This window comes from Gemmatimonadaceae bacterium, assembly GCA_035606695.1.
Taxonomy (GTDB): domain Bacteria; phylum Gemmatimonadota; class Gemmatimonadetes; order Gemmatimonadales; family Gemmatimonadaceae; genus JAQBQB01.
This window is the reverse complement of sequence record DATNEW010000009.1, coordinates 145,359-164,009: the sequence shown is the minus strand read 5'-3', so window position 1 is coordinate 164,009 and position 18,651 is coordinate 145,359. Positions and strand designations below refer to the sequence as shown.

General features: G+C 62.0%; 17 protein-coding genes and 5 tRNA genes. 11 read left to right on the top strand and 11 right to left on the bottom strand.

The annotated features are described in order from the left end of the window. The first annotated feature begins 219 nt into the window (after nt 1-219). On the top strand, nt 220-975 hold the full coding sequence (locus VN706_03145) for a TonB-dependent receptor plug domain-containing protein (protein HXT14595.1): 756 nt from the start codon (nt 220-222) through the stop codon (nt 973-975). Between the two features lie 11 nt (nt 976-986). Continuing rightward, nucleotides 987-1,454, top strand: coding sequence for a hypothetical protein (locus VN706_03140; protein HXT14594.1), 468 nt, complete (start codon nt 987-989; stop codon nt 1,452-1,454). Between the two features lie 212 nt (nt 1,455-1,666). Here the strand turns inward: VN706_03140 and atpC are convergent, their stop codons facing one another. Genes atpC through atpA form a run of 4 tightly spaced genes read right to left on the bottom strand, consistent with a single transcriptional unit; the run spans nt 1,667 to nt 5,877 of the window. Then, nucleotides 1,667-1,915 carry an ATP synthase F1 subunit epsilon gene (atpC, locus tag VN706_03135; protein HXT14593.1) on the bottom strand — a complete coding sequence of 83 codons (249 nt, stop codon included), beginning with the start codon at nt 1,913-1,915 and terminating at the stop codon, nt 1,667-1,669. A 13-nt stretch (nt 1,916-1,928) separates the two neighbouring features. Beyond that, nucleotides 1,929-3,359 carry a F0F1 ATP synthase subunit beta gene (atpD, locus tag VN706_03130; protein HXT14592.1) on the bottom strand — a complete coding sequence of 477 codons (1,431 nt, stop codon included), beginning with the start codon at nt 3,357-3,359 and terminating at the stop codon, nt 1,929-1,931. Between the two features lie 10 nt (nt 3,360-3,369). Beyond that, entirely contained in the window at nt 3,370-4,233 is an 864-nt protein-coding gene (gene atpG / locus VN706_03125) for an ATP synthase F1 subunit gamma (protein ID HXT14591.1), read from the bottom strand. A gap of 39 nt (nt 4,234-4,272) precedes the next feature. After that, nucleotides 4,273-5,877, bottom strand: a complete 1,605-nt coding sequence (gene atpA / locus VN706_03120) for a F0F1 ATP synthase subunit alpha (protein ID HXT14590.1) — start codon at nt 5,875-5,877, stop codon at nt 4,273-4,275. Between the two features lie 261 nt (nt 5,878-6,138). Between atpA and VN706_03115 the strand changes: the two genes are divergently transcribed. Further along, nucleotides 6,139-6,528 carry a four helix bundle protein gene (locus VN706_03115; protein ID HXT14589.1) on the top strand — a complete coding sequence of 130 codons (390 nt, stop codon included), beginning with the start codon at nt 6,139-6,141 and terminating at the stop codon, nt 6,526-6,528. 309 nt (nt 6,529-6,837) lie between these two features. On the opposite strand, the gene VN706_03110 is transcribed toward VN706_03115, so the two are convergent. From VN706_03110 to VN706_03095, 4 genes are all read right to left on the bottom strand, one after another. Continuing rightward, entirely contained in the window at nt 6,838-7,650 is an 813-nt protein-coding gene (locus tag VN706_03110) for an AraC family transcriptional regulator (protein HXT14588.1), read from the bottom strand. A 17-nt stretch (nt 7,651-7,667) separates the two neighbouring features. Next, on the bottom strand, nt 7,668-8,129 hold the full coding sequence (locus tag VN706_03105; GenBank protein ID HXT14587.1) for an NUDIX hydrolase: 462 nt from the start codon (nt 8,127-8,129) through the stop codon (nt 7,668-7,670). Next, the gene (locus tag VN706_03100; protein HXT14586.1) at nt 8,129-8,887 is read right to left on the bottom strand and encodes an ABC transporter ATP-binding protein; all 759 of its coding nucleotides are present in this window, start codon (nt 8,885-8,887) and stop codon (nt 8,129-8,131) included. The genes VN706_03105 and VN706_03100 overlap by 1 nt, the downstream gene beginning before the upstream one ends. Nucleotides 8,888-9,057: 170 nt before the next feature. Beyond that, nucleotides 9,058-10,029 carry an RNA polymerase sigma factor RpoD/SigA gene (locus VN706_03095; protein HXT14585.1) on the bottom strand — a complete coding sequence of 324 codons (972 nt, stop codon included), beginning with the start codon at nt 10,027-10,029 and terminating at the stop codon, nt 9,058-9,060. Between the two features lie 311 nt (nt 10,030-10,340). Between VN706_03095 and VN706_03090 the strand changes: the two genes are divergently transcribed. The 5 genes from VN706_03090 to VN706_03070 all read left to right on the top strand — a co-directional run bounded on the left by VN706_03090 (nt 10,341) and on the right by VN706_03070 (nt 11,053). Further along, nucleotides 10,341-10,413 (top strand) — tRNA-Ala (locus tag VN706_03090). Between the two features lie 153 nt (nt 10,414-10,566). Beyond that, nucleotides 10,567-10,639, top strand: a tRNA-Gly gene (locus VN706_03085). Between the two features lie 92 nt (nt 10,640-10,731). Beyond that, a tRNA-Val gene (locus VN706_03080) sits at nt 10,732-10,805 on the top strand. Between the two features lie 70 nt (nt 10,806-10,875). Continuing rightward, nucleotides 10,876-10,949, top strand: a tRNA-Arg gene (locus tag VN706_03075). Nucleotides 10,950-10,976: 27 nt separating this feature from the next. After that, nucleotides 10,977-11,053, top strand: a tRNA-Pro gene (locus tag VN706_03070). A 143-nt stretch (nt 11,054-11,196) separates the two neighbouring features. Here VN706_03070 and VN706_03065 read toward each other — a convergent pair. The 3 genes from VN706_03065 to VN706_03055 form a co-directional block, all read right to left on the bottom strand. Next, on the bottom strand, nt 11,197-12,516 hold the full coding sequence (locus tag VN706_03065; GenBank protein HXT14584.1) for a tyrosine-type recombinase/integrase: 1,320 nt from the start codon (nt 12,514-12,516) through the stop codon (nt 11,197-11,199). A 368-nt stretch (nt 12,517-12,884) separates the two neighbouring features. After that, nucleotides 12,885-13,898, bottom strand: a complete 1,014-nt coding sequence (locus tag VN706_03060) for an AAA family ATPase (protein ID HXT14583.1) — start codon at nt 13,896-13,898, stop codon at nt 12,885-12,887. 136 nt (nt 13,899-14,034) lie between these two features. Continuing rightward, nucleotides 14,035-14,211 carry a hypothetical protein gene (locus tag VN706_03055; GenBank protein HXT14582.1) on the bottom strand — a complete coding sequence of 59 codons (177 nt, stop codon included), beginning with the start codon at nt 14,209-14,211 and terminating at the stop codon, nt 14,035-14,037. Between the two features lie 120 nt (nt 14,212-14,331). On the opposite strand from VN706_03055, the gene VN706_03050 reads away from it, so the two are divergent. From VN706_03050 to VN706_03040, 3 genes are all read left to right on the top strand, one after another. Beyond that, the gene (locus VN706_03050; GenBank protein ID HXT14581.1) at nt 14,332-14,679 is read left to right on the top strand and encodes a hypothetical protein; all 348 of its coding nucleotides are present in this window, start codon (nt 14,332-14,334) and stop codon (nt 14,677-14,679) included. 304 nt (nt 14,680-14,983) lie between these two features. Continuing rightward, nucleotides 14,984-16,498, top strand: coding sequence for a DNA (cytosine-5-)-methyltransferase (gene dcm / locus VN706_03045; protein ID HXT14580.1), 1,515 nt, complete (start codon nt 14,984-14,986; stop codon nt 16,496-16,498). A gap of 419 nt (nt 16,499-16,917) precedes the next feature. Beyond that, complete coding sequence (locus VN706_03040; protein HXT14579.1) at nt 16,918-18,126, top strand: type II restriction endonuclease; 1,209 nt, start codon at nt 16,918-16,920, stop codon at nt 18,124-18,126. The last annotated feature ends 525 nt before the right edge of the window (nt 18,127-18,651 follow it).

Genomic DNA, 18,651 nt, shown 5'->3' with positions numbered 1-18,651 from the left:
TCGAGGTTCGCGAAAGGCTGCGCAAGCATCGTGCACGATGCGAGGGAACCGTCCCGGCCCGGATTCCCTTCATATCCCGAACGAGGCCGCTCTCCGACTGTCTCTTGCCGGACCGCGGCGCGGCCTGCAATGTGTTAGCGCGTTTCGAAGGTGTTTTCAGGGCGTTTCCCGCTCCCGGCACTCCCACCCACCCCCACCTAGCCGCCTGTGCTTCGCGCCATGCGTCGAATCGCCGCGGTACTCGTTGGCGTCGCGTGCCTGTCCTTGTCCGCCGCGGACCAGGCGCGGGCACAGTCGCGTAGTGCCATCCTCCTGGGATGGATTCGCGACAGCGCCGGCAAGCCCGTCCCGCGCGCGGACGTCAACATCGAGTCGCTCCACGCCTGGACCCGCACCGACACCCTTGGCTTCTTCAAGCTCGCGTCCCTCGATCCCGGCAAGGTGACCGTCGGTCTGCGGCGGCTCGGCTTCGAGCCGCAGACGTTCGAGTTCACGCTTCGCCCGGCGCGACAGGACAGCGTGTCGGTGACCATGCTGCCGAACGTCGAAGTACTCGAGGCCATGAAGGTCGACGCCGCGCTCGAGCGCCGCTATGTCGCGCTCGCGGGATTCTACGAGCGCCGCGCCCGCGGCAGCGGCGTCTTCCTCACGCGCGAGGACATCGAGCAACATCACTCCAGCCAGTTGAGCGACGCGCTGCGCACGCTGCCCAACTTGCAATTCTCGCACGGCCGCGGCGGCCGCGGCATTCGCTTCCAGTCGGCGAGCGTGAAGCGATTCGACTGTCCGCCCGACTACTGGATCGACGGACGGCGCGTGACCAACACCGACGCCGACGACTACCCGACGAGCGACATCGAGGCGGTCGAGGTATACTCAGGCCCGTCGTCGACGCCCTCGCAATTCGGTGCATCGCCGGCGCGATACACGTGCGGCACGATCGTGATCTGGACGAGAATTCCCGGCCTGCCCTGAGCGGAGACGCAATGCGATTCAACCACGCCGCGAGCGCGACCCGTCTGCTGCTGACCTGCGCCGCCGCAACCGTATTCACCACCGCGTGCGCGAGCGGCAGCGCGGGCGCGGCAAGCGAGAGTGCGAGCGCGGTCAACCCGGCCGCCGACGTACCGCACCGCGACCGCAACACCATCCTCGCCGAGGACATGCACGATCTCACGGTCACGAACCTGTATGACGCGGTCCAACGCCTGCACCCCGAATGGCTCAACCCGCGCAATTCGTCGAGCATCGGGCGCCGCTCGGGCCTGACCAACGAGGCGAGCAACGACATTCAGGTCTACATCGACACGCAGCGGGCGGGCAACACGGACATGCTGAAGTCCATGGCCCTCTCCACCGCCGTGGCGCTCAAGTTCTACTCGGCCTCCGAGGCCCAGGCGCGGTTCGGGACCGGGAATCTGAATGGCGTGATTCAGGTGGTGATGACCAAGTAGAGCGGGCGTATGGGCGTATGGGCGTATGGGCGTATGGGCGTATGGGCGAGAATGCACGAGAGGCCGGCAATCGCCGGCCTCTCGCTTAGCCGCCATCGTCATTCCGAGCCGCAGGCGAGGAATCCGGCATCCCGAGCGAGGGACCGGCCGCTCTACCGTGACGCCAGATTCCTCGCTCCGCTCGGAATGACTAAATTTTAATTACGAAATACTCACGCCGCCGACGCGTGTTCCGTCACGACCCGCACCACGTTGTCCGCCACCTGCAGAAACCCGCCCTGCACGTTGAACTTGGGGCCCGCGTCGCCGCCCAGCCGCAGCACCCCCTTGCCGAGCAGCGCCATCATCGGGGCGTGGCCGGTCAGAATGCCGACCTCGCCGTCGAACGCCGGCGCCACGATCGCGTCGGTCTCGCCCTCGTAGACAGTCGCTTCCGGCGAGATCACCGAAACCTTGAGCATGTCGGTGTCTCGCTCAGCCTTGCAGCTTCTTCGCGTTCTCGACGACGTCGTCGATGCCGCCGGCCATGAAGAACGCCTGCTCCGGCAAGTTGTCGAACTCGCCCGCCACCAGCCGCTCGAACGACGAAATCGTTTCCTCGAGCTTCACATACTTGCCCGGAATGCCCGTGAACTGCTCGGCCACCGAGAACGGCTGCGACATGAAACGCTGAATGCGGCGCGCGCGGCCCACGATGCGCTTGTCCTCTTCCGACAGCTCGTCCATGCCGAGAATCGCGATGATGTCCTGCAGCTCCTTGTAGCGCTGCAGAATACGCTGCACGTCCGTCGCCGCCTTGTAGTGGCGCGCCCCAATGTAGTTGGCGTCGAGAATGCGCGACGACGACGCGAGCGGATCCACCGCGGGATAGATGCCGAGCTCCGTGATGGCGCGCGAGAGCACGACCGTCGCGTCCAGGTGCGCGAACGCCGTCGCCGGCGCGGGATCGGTGATGTCGTCGGCCGGAACGTAAATCGCCTGCACCGAGGTGATCGAGCCGTTGCGCGTCGACGTGATGCGCTCCTGCAGATCGCCCATCTCCGTCGCCAGCGTCGGCTGATAACCGACCGCGCTCGGCATGCGGCCAAGCAGCGCGGAGACCTCCGAACCAGCTTGCGTGAATCGGAAAATGTTGTCGATGAACACGAGCACGTCCGCGTTTTCCTGATCGCGGAAGTATTCGGCGACGGTCAAACCCGAGAGGCCAACGCGGAGACGCGCGCCGGGCGGCTCGTTCATCTGCCCGTAGATGAGCGCGACGTTCGGCAGAACGCCGGACTCCTTCATTTCCAGATACAGGTCGTTGCCTTCGCGCGTGCGCTCACCCACGCCGCAGAACACGGACTTTCCGCCGTGGCCCTTCGCGACGTTGTTGATGAGCTCCATGATCACGACCGTCTTGCCGACGCCCGCGCCGCCGAACAGACCGATCTTACCGCCCTTCACGAACGGGGAGACGAGGTCGACGACCTTGATGCCCGTCTCGAAGATTTCCGTCTTCGGCTCGAGGTTCACGAAGTCCGGACGCTTGCGATGGATCGGCCAGCGGAGCGCGTCCTTCGGAATCGGGTCGCCGTTGTCCACCGGGTCGCCGAGCACGTTGAGAATGCGTCCAAGCGCGGGCGCGCCGACGGGGACCGAGATCGGTCCGCCCGAGTCGACGACTTCCATGCCGCGCACCACGGCGTCGGTGGACGACATGGCGACGGCGCGCACCTGATTGCGCCCGATGTGCTGCTGCACCTCGGCGACGACCTTGATCTGCTCGCCGTCCGGCGCCGTCCCGGTGATCTCGAGCGCGTTGTAGAGCTCGGGCAGATGTTCCGCCTCGAACTCGACGTCGAGCACCGGTCCGATGATCTGGACGACCTTTCCAATATTGTGAATCGCAGTGGCGGTAGCCATGACGGAATCCTTATCCCTGTAGAGCCGCAGCGCCGCCGACGATCTCGGCGATCTCCTGCGTGATGGTGGCCTGGCGCGCGCGGTTGTACGTGCGGCCCAGAATCTTCAGCATGTCCGACGCGTTGTCGGTGGCATTCTTCATCGCGGTTCGCTGCGCCGCGTAGAACGCCGCGGTCATCTCAACGAGAGCGCGGTACACGGCATTGCGGACGTACAACGGCAACAGCTCGCCGAGAATCGTCTCGGCATCCGGGGCGAGGATGTAGTCCTTCTGCTTCGCGCCGGCCTTCGGCGGCTCGACCGGCAGCACCTGCACCGCGGCCGGCGGCGCCGAGAGAATCGATTTGAAGTTCGGATAGATCACGTAGACCGCATCGAGCTCGCCGCGCGTGAACTGATCCATCAGCGCGTTCACGATGTCCGCGGCCTGCGCCGCCGTCGGACGATCGCCGATGTCGGTGTGGCTGCTCGCGAGCGCGCGCCCGAGATAGCGATAGTAGCCGATGCCCTTCTTGCCGACGGCATGAATGTCGACCGCGGCACCGTCTTTCTCGAGCCGGGCGACCGTCGCGCGCGTTTCCTTGATGAGATTCGCGTTGAACGCACCGGCCAGGCCGCGGTTCGCCGTCAACATGATGACGGCGGCGCGCTTGACCGTCGTCGGCTGGCGAAGCAGCGGGAACCGCTCGGCCAGCTCGGACGAATACAGATTCGCGATGACTTCGCGCAGCGCCTCGGCGTACGGCCGTGCCGCGCCGACGCGATCCTGCGTCCGCTTCATCTTCGAGGTCGCGACCATCTCGAGCGTGCGCGTGATCTTGCGCGTGTTCTCGACGGATTTGATGCGGCCTTTGAGTTCGCGTCCTTTAGCCATTGGCGCGCCGGGCGTTGGGCGTTGGGCGATGGGCGTGCATTACAGGTCGCTCTTCGTGATCCCGGTCGCACGCGCAGGCGCAAACGACTTCTTGTAGTCCTCGATGCCGCGCTTGAGATCGGCCTCGATGTCCTTCGTCAGCGTCTTGCCCGTGCGAATGCCTTCACCCACCTGCGGGTATTTCGTCGCCATGTACTCGTGGAAGCCGCGCTCCCACTCGCGCACCTGCGGCACCGGCACATCGTCGATGAGGCCGTTGGTGACCGCGTAGATGATCATAATCTGCTGCTCGACGGGCATCGGCTGGTACTGGCCCTGCTTCAGGACTTCCACCGTGCGCGCGCCGCGGTCGAGCTGGCGGCGCGTGGCCTGGTCCAGGTCCGACGCGAACGCGGCGAACGCTTCGAGCTCGCGGAACTGCGCGAGGTCGAGGCGCAGACGACCGGCGACCGATTTCATCGCCTTGATCTGCGCCGAGCCGCCGACGCGCGACACCGAGATGCCGGCGTTGATCGCGGGACGAACGCCCGCGAAGAACAGGTCGGACTCGAGGAAGATCTGGCCGTCGGTGATCGAGATGACGTTCGTCGGGATGTACGCCGACACGTCGCCGGCCTGCGTTTCGATGATCGGCAGCGCGGTGAGCGAGCCGCCGGGCTTTAGAATATTCTTACCATCGACCACGCTCGGATCTTCGCTGAGCTTGGCCGCGCGCTCGAGCAGACGCGAGTGGAGATAGAACACGTCGCCGGGGAACGCTTCGCGGCCCGGCGGACGACGCAGCACGAGCGAGAGCTGGCGATACGCCGCGGCCTGCTTCGACAGATCGTCGTACACGCACAACGTCGGCTTGCCTTCGTTGTACATGAAGTACTCGGCCATCGCGCAGCCCGAGTACGGGGCGATGTACTGCATCGGCGCCGGATCGGATGCCGACGCGACGACGACGATCGAGTAGTCCATCGCGCCGGCCTGCTTGAGGCGCTCCACGACGGAGGCCACGGTCGACGCCTTCTGGCCGATGGCGACGTACACGCAGATGACGCCCTGGCCCTTCTGATTGATGATCGTGTCGATCGCGACGGCGGTCTTGCCGATGCCGCGGTCGCCGATGATCAGCTCGCGTTGTCCGCGGCCGATCGGGATCATCGAGTCGACCGCTTTGAGTCCCGTCTGCAGCGGCTCTTTCACCGGCTGGCGAACGATGATACCCGGCGCGTTCGATTCAACTTTGCGCGAGTGCTTGGCGTCGATCGGACCCTGTCCGTCGATCGGTGCGCCAAGTGCGTCGACGACGCGTCCGACGAGCTCGGGACCAACGGGCACCTCGAGCACGCGGGAGGTGCGACGCACCTCGTCGCCTTCCTTGAGCTGGAGATAATCGCCGAGGATGACGGCGCCGATGTTGTCCTCTTCGAGGTTCAGCGCGAGCGCGGTGACCTTGTTCCCCGTCTCGGACGACGTGACCTCGAGCATCTCGCCGGCCATGGCTTTTTGCAGGCCGTAGATGCGCGCGATTCCGTCTTTCACCTCGAGGACAGTCCCGACTTCTTCGACGTCGAGCTCGTGCAGGTCGGCGGCTTCGATTTCGCGAAGGAGGATGTCCTTGAGTTCGCCGGGGCGGAGTGTGGTGTCAGTGGCCATACGTTGGGTCGGAAAGGATTCCCGAGATCGGCGTGGTCGGTGCCTGTGCGTCGGGGGTGTGGGTGGTGCGTGGGTGGCTTGTGAAAAATATCACAAGGCAGGTCGCTCCGGCAAGACGCATGGAATTCCGAGTCGGATCTAACGTGTGGTATCCCATGGGTTTTCGCCGGCGAGCGAGACAGTCTATAGAGAGCGTCTGATCGGCACGCACCGCAACGATTCGGTGCCAGCGGCTTGCAACTTTGAGCCCATCTTCCGCCCATGTCTGGGAGCATCCGGGACCTCAAAGTGTGGCAGGAAGCCGTGGCCCTCGCGGCGGAAACGGTCAAGGCCGCCCGTCAGAATGCGCGCCGCGAAACCAAGATCGTGACCGATCAACTCATGCTGAGCGCCCTGAACGTGGCCAGCGCGATCGCGGACGGCTACGGGCGATACACCGCGCCCGAGCAGCGGCAACTCTATCGCGCGGCGAAGCGCGAGCTGTTACGCCTCGAAACGCAGCTCGCGATCGCTCGGCAAGCCGATCTCATCTCGGCACCGACGCACGCGGACCTGAGCAATCGCATTCAGAGCGTGCTCCGATTGCTTGGCGGGTATCTCGTGTATCTCGAGCGGCAGCTGAACGCGGAGAATGGGGTCGTGGCTCGATAGTACAGCCTTACCACGGACGAACGGCGGACAACGGCGGATCGGCACGGAGACGGCGTGCACTGCAGTTAACTGCGGTTCGATGGCTCTCTTTTGACACCTCAGGATCCTTCTGTTCGCGGAGCATCCTGATGGTGTTGAGAAAAATGATTCAATTCTTTCTTTAGAAAACCCTCAGGATGCTCCGATTCCGAAGCATCCTGAGGGTTTTCAAAAAAAGCATCACACAACGGCCGTTGACTGCAGTTCACGCCGTCTCCGTGCCTGCCCGCCGTTGTCCGACGTTCGTCCGTGGTACGCAGTTGTCGGTACTCACCCCCGACTCCGTCCATGCCCCTTCACAAATCTCTCCACGAGATCCACCGTACGAAGCCGTGTAAGCGACGCCGGCTTGGTGCCGATGACCCGCATCGCCGTGCTGGACAGATGCGACGACGACGCGAACTCCAGGATCGCCGCGACGTCCCGCAGATCATAGCCGGGGTTCTTCGCCAACTCCGCGGCCGCGACGATGCGCACCAGATCGATGATGCGCTTGAGATTCGGCGCGCCGCCCGCGGCGAACGAGCGGCTCAGATGCTCGCGCGTCACCTTCAGGAATTCCGCGAGCGTCGACGTGCGCACGGGACGGCCCGCGTGCGACACGATGAAGCGCCACGCCGCCTGCTGGAGCGGCGTGTCCAGCGTCAATGCGCGCGGCGGATCGTCGAGCGCGCGAGCGAATCGCGCCGAGTAGCCGGCGCGGCCGACGAGCTCGCGCGCCGCCTCGTCGTCGACGCCGTCGACCAGTACATCAGCAAACTCATATGTCACGCACTGCGCCAGCGCCGGACCCTCGGCAACCCGAAGCGGCGCCAGGCCGAAGAACGGCACCGTTGGAAATTCTCGCGCGAAGGACGCCGCGCGCCACGTATCCTCCTGCGCGCTGCCGATGTCGACGATCGCCGCGTCGACCAGATTCGTCCGGAACGCCGCCTCGAAATCCTCAGGAGTTCGCGTGAGCACGACCCGCGCCTTGCGTCGAGGAAAGGCCGTCTTCACGAGCGTGCGCGCCCGCTCGCGCTGCGTGTAGACGACGACGGCGGGAGTCGCGCCGCCGCCGTTCGCCGGGGCGGCAGCCGACACGGGAATACTCGTCATCGTCAGGCCGGCGCCGAGAACTCGAGCACCATCTCCTGCGCGCGCTTGAGCACCAGCCGCGCGTTCGCGTAGGAGACGAGCGTTTCCGCTTCATCGAAGTGCATCCACCGGCACGCGGTGATTCCTTCGGCGCGCTGCGGCAACGTGCGGGACTCCGCCGTTTCGATCAAATAGAAATGACAGAACTTGTGAATGAGCTGTCCGCGAAACCGGAAATACCAATCGATCGTGTCGATCGCGCCACGCACCTGCAGCTCGGCCAATCCGGTCTCCTCGGCGACTTCGCGCACGGCGGCCGCGTCGGCCTGTTCGCCCGACTCGATGTGCCCCTTCGGAAAGCCCCAGTTCTGGTAGCTGTCGCGAATGAGAAGAAAGAGCGGACGGCCGCTCTCGAAGCGATAGACGACGCCGCCGGCGGAGGTCTCGTCGCGCGCCGCGGCGCCGTTCCCGCTCTCGTTCGGCATCAGGCGCCGAAGCCCGCCGGCTCGGCTTCGATGTTCGCTTTGCCTTCGATGAACTGGCGAACGATCGGATCGCGCGAGTGCTGGATCTCGTCGACGCTGCCGACCTGGCGCACGCGGCCTTCGTACAGCATCGCGATGCGCGTTCCGACCGTGTATGCGCTTCGCATGTCGTGCGTGATCACAATGCCCGTGACGCCGAGCTTGTCGCGCATGCGCACCATGAGCTGGTCGATGACGGCGCTGGTGACCGGATCGAGGCCCGTCGTGGGCTCATCGTACAGGATGTACTTGGGGCGAAGCGCGATCGCGCGCGCGATGCCCACGCGCTTTCGCATGCCGCCCGACAGCTCGGCCGGGTAGCGGCTCTCGACGTTCGGCAGATCCACGAGATCCAGCGCCTCGCGCACGCGGTCGGTGATCTCGCTCTCGGTGAGCTCCTGCTGTTTGCGAAGTCCCATCGCGACGTTGTCGCCGATGGTGAACGAATCGAACAGCGCGGCGAACTGGAATACGTAGCCGATGCGCGCGCGGAGTTGATACAGCTCTCGGCGCGAGAGCTTGGGCACCTCGTAGTCGTCGACGAGGACCTGCCCCGAGTCGGGTTCGAGCAGCCCGACGATGTGCTTGATCGCCACCGACTTGCCGGTGCCCGAGTAGCCGATGATGACCATCGTTTCACCCTCGACGACGTCGAGCGTGAAACCCTGGAGGACCTTCTTGGGGCCGAAGGATTTGTAGACGTCGATGAGGCGGATCATCGGCGTTGGGCGTTGGGCGTTGGGCGCTGGGCGTGAGTCACGTTAAGAAATGTGATGTACGCTTTTCATCGGTGCTAGTGCGACGATCACAAAATGAAAAGGGCCGGCTGAAAGCCGGCCCTCGTCAACACGCCATACGCCCATGCGCCTACGCGGCCATACGCCCGCCGTCAGGCTGCAAAACTACCCAGCGCCCGCCCAACATCACCTTCACGCAGCCGCTTGAGTGCGCGGTCGCGCAGCTGGCGGACACGCTCCCGCGTGACGCCGAGCATGGAGCCGATTTCCTCGAGCGTGTGCTCGCGGCCGCCTTCGAGGCCGAAGTACAGACGCAGCACTTTCGCGTCGCGCGGCGGCAGGGTGCCGAGCGCCTGCTCGATTTCGTCGGTGAGGAAGCGATTCATGGCTTCCTCTTCCGTGTCCGGCATTTCGTCGGCGACGAAGCGCTCGATGAGCGAACGGTCGCCTTCGGGATCCATCGGCGCGTCGAGTCGCACGTCACTGGTGTTGAGTGCGGCGAGCGACTGCACCACGTCGACCGAGAGACCGGTGAGCTGGCTCAGCTCTTCGGGGCTCGGCTCGCGGTTGAGCTTCTGCCGGAGGATTTCACTCGCCTTGATGATGCGCGAGAGATCCGCCGTGCGGTTGAGCGGAACGCGGACCGTGCGACCCTGGCGGGCGAGCGCCGACAGGATGGCCTGGCGGATCCACCACACCGCGTAGGAGATGAACTTGACGCCCTGATCGGGATCGAACTTCCGGGCGGCAGTGAGCAGGCCGACGTTCCCTTCACCGATGAGATCGATGAGGGGGAGTCCGCGGTTCTGATATTTCTTCGCCACGGAGATCACGAAGCGGAGGTTGCGCTTCACGAGCTCTTGGAGTGCATCCTGGTCGCCGGCGCGGATCTTCTTGGCCAGATCGATTTCTTCCGTTCCTTTGAGGAGCGGATAGGTCGAGACCTCGTAGAGGTACTGGTCGAGGATGTCGCGCTCGGGTTCATTCGGAGCGATCCCAGCGGGGGCCGCACGGCGGCGACGGCGCTTGAGTTCGGTCATGTTGCGGTTAGCCCTCGCGCCTAAGGCGCGTTGGAGTCGGCATCTATGGAGCGGCGGCCACCAAGGTGAACAACCGGTGAACAAACCGGTGAACAGGGAGAACCCAAGAGTACCGCGTCGCTACGGCTATCAGACGGTGGCGTTCCCGAGACACTGGAGAATCGCGCACGCTTTCCGGAGCGACGTCCTACACGTATCCTGCTCCTGGAAAGCGCTGCAAGATACCGGCCTCTGAGATTTTCGCCAGTCCCAATTCGTTGACACTCAGTATACCCTTGGCTATACTTCGTGGTTCCTGCCGGACGCCTTAAAAAAGCCTTAAACAACGCTGTAAGATGTTTACGGGACGCGGTTTGGAGAGTTGGTGCGGGGCTGGTGCCGGGAATGTGGGACGAGGGGGCGTAGCTCAGTTGGGAGAGCGCTTGAATGGCATTCAAGAGGTCAGGGGTTCGATTCCCCTCGCCTCCATGACATGGCCCGGGACGCCCGCTGAAATGATGTGCGTGTCGACGCAGATTGCTTTGGGTTGACGCGCATTTCTCGTGCAGGCGGGTCGTTGGACGTTGGGGCTAGTCGCGGTGCACCTCTCGGGTGTGATGGTGAAGTGAGTGTCGGTCGTTTGCGGGAATAGCTCAGTTGGTAGAGCACAACCTTGCCAAGGTTGGGGTCGCGGGTTCGAGTCCCGTTTCCCGCTCTGAGAGAGTAGAATGGAGCGAAGGTTCGCTGCGGAATTCCGAGCGAAGGTGCGAGCAACGCGAGCGCCGCAGTGAGGAACCACGGTTAAAAGGGCGGTTAGCTCAGTTGGTTAGAGCGCCACGTTGACATCGTGGAGGTCACAAGTTCGAGTCTTGTACCGCCCATGCAGTTTCAGTAGGTTGCACGTCCGTTCGAAACGTTGTGCTGTTAGTACAGTTCGTATGCTGTTCGTAGGCGCCCATAGCTCAATTGGATAGAGCATCTGACTACGGATCAGAAGGTTGGAGGTTCGAGTCCTTCTGGGCGCGTTCGTCCGCATGCACACGACAATCCGGCGGGGCGTAGCTTAGCCCGGTAGAGCGCCTGCTTCGGGAGCAGGAGGTCGCTGGTTCAAATCCAGTCGCCCCGACCATTGAAGAAATTGCCCTGCAACGACTTACGTTGCGGGGCTTTTTCGTTGTCCCGAAGCCGTCCTTAGTTTCGTCCTCAGTTTCTCCGGTTTTTCGGGGAGATTCGATCTCGCGTCGTTCGAGATCTCTGACGGCCGGCTTCGAGTCAACCGGTCGTTCCCGTCACGCTCGCCTCCGTGACCTTTCTTGGCTCGCTCATCACGGCGAGCATGGTTTGACGGTCGGCCTGCTGGTAGCACGTGAGTAGCGTTCCTACGTCCTTCCACCCGCCCGCTGCGGCCACGTCCTTGACCGGGAGATCCTTCCGCTCCGTCGCCCACTTCCGGCGGTATGCGTGGAGCAATCCGCCGTCGAGCTTCGACAGGCCAGCCCGCTTCTCCAACGCAAGGATCCACCGGGCGAACACGTCGCGGCGCATCACCTCCTTCGGCTTCTTCTCCGAAGGGAAGACCCAACCGCCGACAACGCTCAACTTCGAGCGGAAGGCGCGGATCTCGTCGACCAACGCGGCAGGAATGGGCGTGACCCACTGCTGCCGTTTCTTGTCCGCGTCGGCGCGCCAGGTGATCTCTGACGCGGCGAGGTTGATGTCATCCCAGCGGAGTTGTCGGATCGAACCACTCCGTCGACCAGTCGCTTCGAGAAGCACCAACGCGAACTCCGCACGCAGCCACTTCGCGCGATCGGCCTCGGCGGCTGCGAGTCCTTCATCGGACTTCGGATCGGCGATCCTCGCTTCCGCTTCGGCCGTCAGTTCCTGCGCCGCTTTCCGCGCGCGTTCGAAGCGCTCCCACGTCGTGATAGGACGCTTCGGGTTCTTCTCTCGCGGACGCCGTACGCCTTGCAACGGGTGATGATCGAGAAGGCGCATACCCTTCCCCACTCTCACCGATGTTGCCCACTTGAGCGCCGCGTAGAGCAGCTTCAGGTCTGCTTCCACGGATCGATCACGAACCTTCCGCGTCAGCTTCGGCTTTCCGGTCTTGCGATCGATGCCGTATCTGACGCCGCCCTTGAGGCGCCAACCTCTGTAGGCGACAACGTCATCCTCGCGCAGCTCGCGAACGTCGCACTCGTCACCGAAAAACGCGCACAGAACTTTGACGCGCGTCTTTCCATCATCTCGTGTCGGTTTGCTGTTGTCGAGAAACGTTGCAGCCTCTTTGCAGTACCGATCGAGCAAATGCCGCAGCGTGACCGCTTCATTCGACGGACGCTCTTCCGTCTCGCCAAGTGTCGTCCTCGCCAGCAACTCGCGCACGATGCGCTCGGCCTCGTCTCGGTCAGTCGTATCGATGCATTTCTCATCGCTGCGACCGAGTTCGCCTTTCCAGACCGACCGATAGAACTTCCCATCCTTTCGTTTTTGAAACAGCCGGACGCGGAGCCCTCGCTCTCCGAAGGATCGCGTCCATCCGCGCGCCGTGGCGCGCCACTCATCACGCCGAGGTTTTCGTTTCGCCATATAGACCTCACTGGCGTCCGTTCCTGAGCGTCCGAGCGTCGGCGTTCACATCGTAAGAGCGCGAGCGCGCTTTGGCAAACTCGCGGCGGGTTGGCAAATCGCCAACCCGTACGCGTGGAGAACCGCGCCTGCCACCATTCGGGATTCTGCCTTCGCGGACCAACCGTCCGATGTGCTCTTCGGAGTACCCACACTGCTTCGCAGCCTGGCGAAGCGTGAGAAGTTCAGCTTCCGCCGAATCGCTCGCGTTTCTAAGGTCGCAAAGCAGTTCCCCAACTACTCTTGCCGCATCGGCCGCGACTCCGATTCGCCGATACTCTTCGGCTCGTTGCTCCCAGCGACTCACGAATTCTGCCAGTCGCTGCATGTCAGTTCTCTGGAAGCTGTTGGCCGGGCAGGAACCAGAGGTAGAACCCGTCCGAGCCGAAACCATAGCGCTTGTAGCGAATGCCGAGGCGTTTGCGAGCTCGACTCAGGCTGCGGTCGCTCGGCGAGTGCCCGGCTGCACGAAGTCGCTGCATGACGTGGGGCGGGCGGATCGGTCCTTCCTCACTGACTATGTCGAGAAGGATCTCCTCCAAGTCCACGTATTCGTCAAGCTCGACTTGACCTGAGCCAACGACCTTTTCGCCTAGATCGGTCGATCCAAGCCATTCAACGCGAGATACGCCGTCGACCTGATCCAAAGCGAATTCCATGGGAACTGGGCGCTCAGCCAAGTTCGACTTCACCACGGACAGTAGGCGTCGGCTCCGATCATCGGGATGAAGAGAGACCAGAAGGATTAATCGCGCCGCAGCCCCTATCGCGATCGAGCCGCCTCCGCGATGCACAGCCGCCGCTCCCGTATTCTTCGTCAGATGGCGAATCGGAAGGATCGTCGTACCGTAGCGTGATCCGAGGCCGGCGAGAGGGGCCAGCACGCTACGGATGTCCTGATCTTTGTATCCGTCCGCTCGGCCGAGGTGCGCTGTTAGAGGATCTACGACAACCAGCTTCACGCTGTAACGCCGTATGACATCGTCAACGTGTCGCAGGTGGTCAGTGAGCGAAAGACTTCCGTGCCCGTCACTCTGCGTCATCACGAGTGCCCGTCCAGGATCGCCGCCCGCGGCCTCCAGTCTTGGAAGAATAGTGTCGGCCGGATCATCCTCCGCGCTCAGGATCAAGACGTTTGCCGGCGCGCACACAGAGCCATCAGGGAACGGCTGCCCGGTCGTAACGCGCGCCGCTATATCCATCGTGACAGTCGACTTTCCAAGACCTGGATCGCCCTCAATCAGCGTGAGCTTGCCTTGCGGAATGAAGCCGCGCCATAGCCACTGGACGTGCTTCGGTCGCAGCTCGCTCAATCGGGTGATCGCTGGTACTTCGTTTTTCATGCGCTTCCCTCGTGGAAAGAGTGAGCGCGAAGAATCGCAATTGATTCCTATGCAGAGCAGTGGTATGTTTCTCGCTGCCTCTGCATAGGTAGCCACAGTGGGAAATCGGCGTCTTCACATCGTGGACCGGCAAGCGCTATCCGAGGCGATCGATCAGCTCGTTGAGCAGTTCGGCGGACAGGCCGAAGCGGCACGGGTAACCGGAATACAGCAGTCTCAGCTCTCTCGCCTCCTTCACTGCCGACTCGGCGAGATCGGCTTTCAACAATTCGCCCGACTTGCGAGCCACTTCGACGCGGCCACGCGCCGGCACCTAGAGCGAGCCCTTTTCTCGCCAGAGGCGAGAGACGCCTTAAGCTCTTATGAGGCATGGCTGGCGAAGGCCTGCACCGAACTCGAATCCGCTACAAACCGCCAAGCTCGCAGAGAGCTCGTGGACCGTGTCCGCGCCATGCCTAGTGTGTACGGCCACTTCGTCCATCGCGTGAACACGCTCGGCCTCGGTATTGAGCGCGACCGAATCGCTTTAGCGCTGCTCAGAACTCTCGAACCACTTCTTGTCGCAGAACAGACCGGTGGGATTGAACGCAACTGGCGCGAACTCGACGAGGCGGAACTTCGACGGTTCGTCGAATGCGGTCTTCAACGCGAGCTGATCCTTCTTACTCGCGCCAACTCCGAGATACGCGCTCAGCTCAGCAATTCGACGAGTCAAGGCAAGCCACCGAAGCTCGCCAACGGACGGCCACATGTCGGCCATGGTGGACATGGTTCTGGTTGACCGGCATGGCCGATATGGGTCAGCAGGCAGGCAGGCGCTCAGATTGCTGACGGACCGGACGCACGGGCGGCGTGGACCCGGAGAGATTCTGAATAAAAAACATCAGGACCTCCGACCCGCGCCGCGAGATATGCAAACCTGAATAACTCGTCAACGCCGACCGAACAGGAACTATCGTCGGAAATCGGTCCCGGCAACGAGGTCCTCGAAGGAGACCTTCAGAGCGGCTGCAATGCGACGAAGAGGAATCTCACCCATAGAACGATCCTGCCCGCGTTCGAATTTCGACAGTCCACTTTGATCGATGTGCGATTCAATCGCGAGTCGGTCCTGTGAGAGCCTTCGCTCCTGTCGAAGTCGCTTGATCTTCACGCCTAGGGGCTCGATCCCCGCCGATTGGGCATCAGCAGCCATTCCGTATCCTCTTGGCTGGAAAAGGTTTGAGGCACAAGCAGTCGTCGCCTTCCCTATCGTACCGCTAACTTCCTGCTTGCGCAAGGAGATCCACGGACGTAATGTCCAGAAAATGTCCCCCCGAAGATATTCCGTCGAGACGTCAGTCTCGGGAAGCGACCTGCGGCGCCTGCGCGAGAGCGTAGGCCTCTCGCAGGCAGACCTCGCCACCCATTCCGGATACAGCGCAAAGACCATTCACCGGTGGGAATCTGGCGATGGTCGACCCAGAAAGGCGGTCATGGAGTGCCTTCGCGGACTCCTCGCTGCGCCAACACCGGAGCGCAGTCCTAAATTTTCCTCATTCCGTTTTGTGGATCTCTTCGCGGGAATCGGCGGACTCCGAATGGGATTCGAGGCAGTCGGTGGAGAGTGTGTCTTCACATCGGAGTGGGATAAGTACGCGCAGATCACCTACCGAGCGAACTTCGGCTCAACGCATCCCATAGCTGGCGACATCGTGCAGATCGCTTCCGAGGTTATTCCACCCCACGACGTTCTGCTCGCCGGTTTCCCGTGTCAGCCATTTTCCATCGCTGGCGTTAGCAAGAAAAACGCGCTCGGGCGACCCCACGGATTTGCGTGCGAGACACAAGGCACGCTTTTCTTCGAAGTCGCGCGAATGCTTCGCCACCACAAGCCAAAGGCTTTCCTGCTGGAGAACGTCAAGAATCTCGCGAGTCATGACGGCGGACGAACGTTCAGAACTATCCGGCAGGTATTGACTGACGAACTCGGGTACACGATCCACTGGAAGATCATCGACGGTCGGCGCTTCGTACCTCAGCACCGCGAACGAATCTTCATTGTTGGCTTTCGCGATTTCAACGGTTTTTCGTGGGATGGCCTCGTGTTGCCGGACTTGGCAACTGGACCGAAGTTGCGGGCGATCCTTCACCCAGAGGATGGCTCAGAGACTCCCGAGCCTCCATTCACGGACGACAGCGGCAAGGTCGCGCGAAAGTACCTCCTGAGCAAGCATCTCTGGCAATACTTGAAGGAGTACGCCGAGAAGCACCGCAAGAAGGGAAACGGGTTCGGCTATGGGCTTGTGGGTCCCGATGATACGGCTCGAACACTTTCTGCTCGGTACTTCAAGGATGGATCAGAGATTCTTGTCAAGACGAGTCGCGGTACACCACGTCGCCTGACACCCAGAGAATGCGCTCGCCTTATGGGGTTTGACCGGCCGGGCCGGCCATCGTTCAAGATCGCAGTTTCAGACACTCAAGCGTATAAGCAGTTTGGAAACTCTGTCATCGTTCCAGTGGTGGAAGCTGTCGCACGAACGATGATTCCTTACGTTACTGGCGAGGGTTTGACTGCTTCGCCACAGCTTGCGCTTCCTCTCGCTGCTACCGCGTGAGGCGCACGGATGGTCGACATCGTGAGCAAGGCGACGCGCAGTCGCATGATGTCTGGGATTCGAGGTAAGCATACCAAACCTGAGCTGCTGGTTCGCAAATTCTTCCATCGGTGTGGTCTTCGATACCTGCTTCACGATCCACGGCTTCCGGGAAAGCCCGATCTTGTACTCCCGAGATTCCGTGTCGTAGTCAACGTGCATGGTTGCTTTTGGCATCAGCACCGAGGCTGTCGATTCGCCTATATGCCCGCGTCAAACCGTTCCTTCTGGCGTGACAAGCTCCAAGGCAACGTCCTGCGGGATCGACGCATCGATCGACAACTCAGACGGATGGGTTGGCGCGTTTTCACGCTATGGGAGTGCGAAGTTGAGGATGCGCGGCGACTAACGCGAATCGTCAATGCAATCAGGGGAAGCGCATGAGTCTCGACGTTCGTCGGTGGATCGAAACCGTCTCGGGTGAGGGCTGGCGCTGGTATGTCAAGCGCCTTTCCGGAAACGACACGCTGCTGAACAAGTCGCATCAGGCGGGACCATACATCCCGAAGGAGATCATCTTTCGGCTGTTTCCGAGCTTCACACCATCACAGGACAATCCTCGCGCGTCGTTCGGCGCAAGCATTGACTCCCACAACGTCGAAGCGTTCCCCACGGCCATCTGGTACAACAACAAGTTGCGAGGCGGAACGCGCGATGAGTGTCGTATCACGGGTTGGGGTGGCAAGACCTCGCCGCTGCTGGATCCCGACGCGACTGGAGCCATCTGCGTCTTCGCGTTCCATCAGGAACCAGGTCGCGACGTAGATGTATGCTGCGTCTGGCTCTGCGAGGCAGTCGAGGAAGAGGATGCAATCGAGGATCGCCTTGGACCAGTCGAGCCGGGGATCGCGCTTTTCTACGACGCCTCAGGGAAGGCAGCTCATCCAGTAGAGGCGCAACTTCGCGACTCTCCGTGCCAACTGAAATCGGAGGAGATTCCTTCGGACTGGCGGTTGAGCTTTCCCCAAGCTTCACAGATTGTGAGTTTGGCAATCGAGCGTCTTCCCACGGCGCTGAAGCAGAGTCCTGATGACCGACTGCTGCGACGACGCGAGTGCGAATATGCAATCTTCAGATCCGTCGAAGACATCGTCGCGATGCCTCGCATTCGAGAGGGATTCGCGACCGTCGATCTTTTCGTCGACTTCGCCAATTCTGTCACCAATCGTCGAAAGTCTCGAGCCGGCGCATCGCTCGAACTACACACTGGCAGGATCTTTACGGAAGAGAAGCTGACACATTCCCACGACGAGGTGTCGGAAGGCAGCAAACGCCCGGATTTTTTGTTTCCCTCTGCCTCTGCGTATCAGGACGGCAACTACCCGCCTGACAACCTGCTAATGCTGGCCGCGAAGACGACCTGCAAAGACCGATGGAGGCAGATACTGAACGAGGCCGATCGAATTCCGAAGAAGCATCTTCTAACTCTGCAGCGGGGTGTATCGCCCAATCAGTTCGCGGAAATGAAGGCAGCAGGGGTTACGCTCGTCGTGCCGAAGTCTTTGCATGAACAGTACTCGGATACTATTAGACCCGAACTTCTCTCACTTACGGACTTCATCAAACTCGCCCGATCAAAAGCTGGTTAGCAAATTCTGAGAGAGGTGGAGGACGGGTAAGTCATTGAGCGGTAATCGATTAGGTATTCAAACAGGAATACCTCACGGGCGCATGTCGCTCACACGTTCAAAATTGGCGTTATTGGCTGAGCACTAACCACGGTGGCGGCATGTCGGCGGTTCGGGGCTCCCCCCACCGTTTGCGCGATCGGCGGCTTAACGTCGCCCGCAGTAGGCCGACGAAATTCCGTCCTCAGTTTGTCCTCAGTTTCTCCCTGCAGACCCCGTCATCCGTGCCGGGAAAGTCCGGCGCCGACGCTCGGAACTCCCTCAGAATCGAACACGGTTAAGAATTGATTTCCCATCGAGATACCGGCATGTCTCGACGCGGATTGGGGTTGCACTGCCGGACCGCGATCGGTTGCCTGGCTTGATTCGGGAGCAGGAGGTCGCTGGTTCAAATCCAGTCGCCCCGACCATTAAAGAATGAGCCCCGCAACCAGCCTGGTTGCGGGGCTTTTTCCTGTCCTGCACTCCGTCTGTGATTTCCCCCGA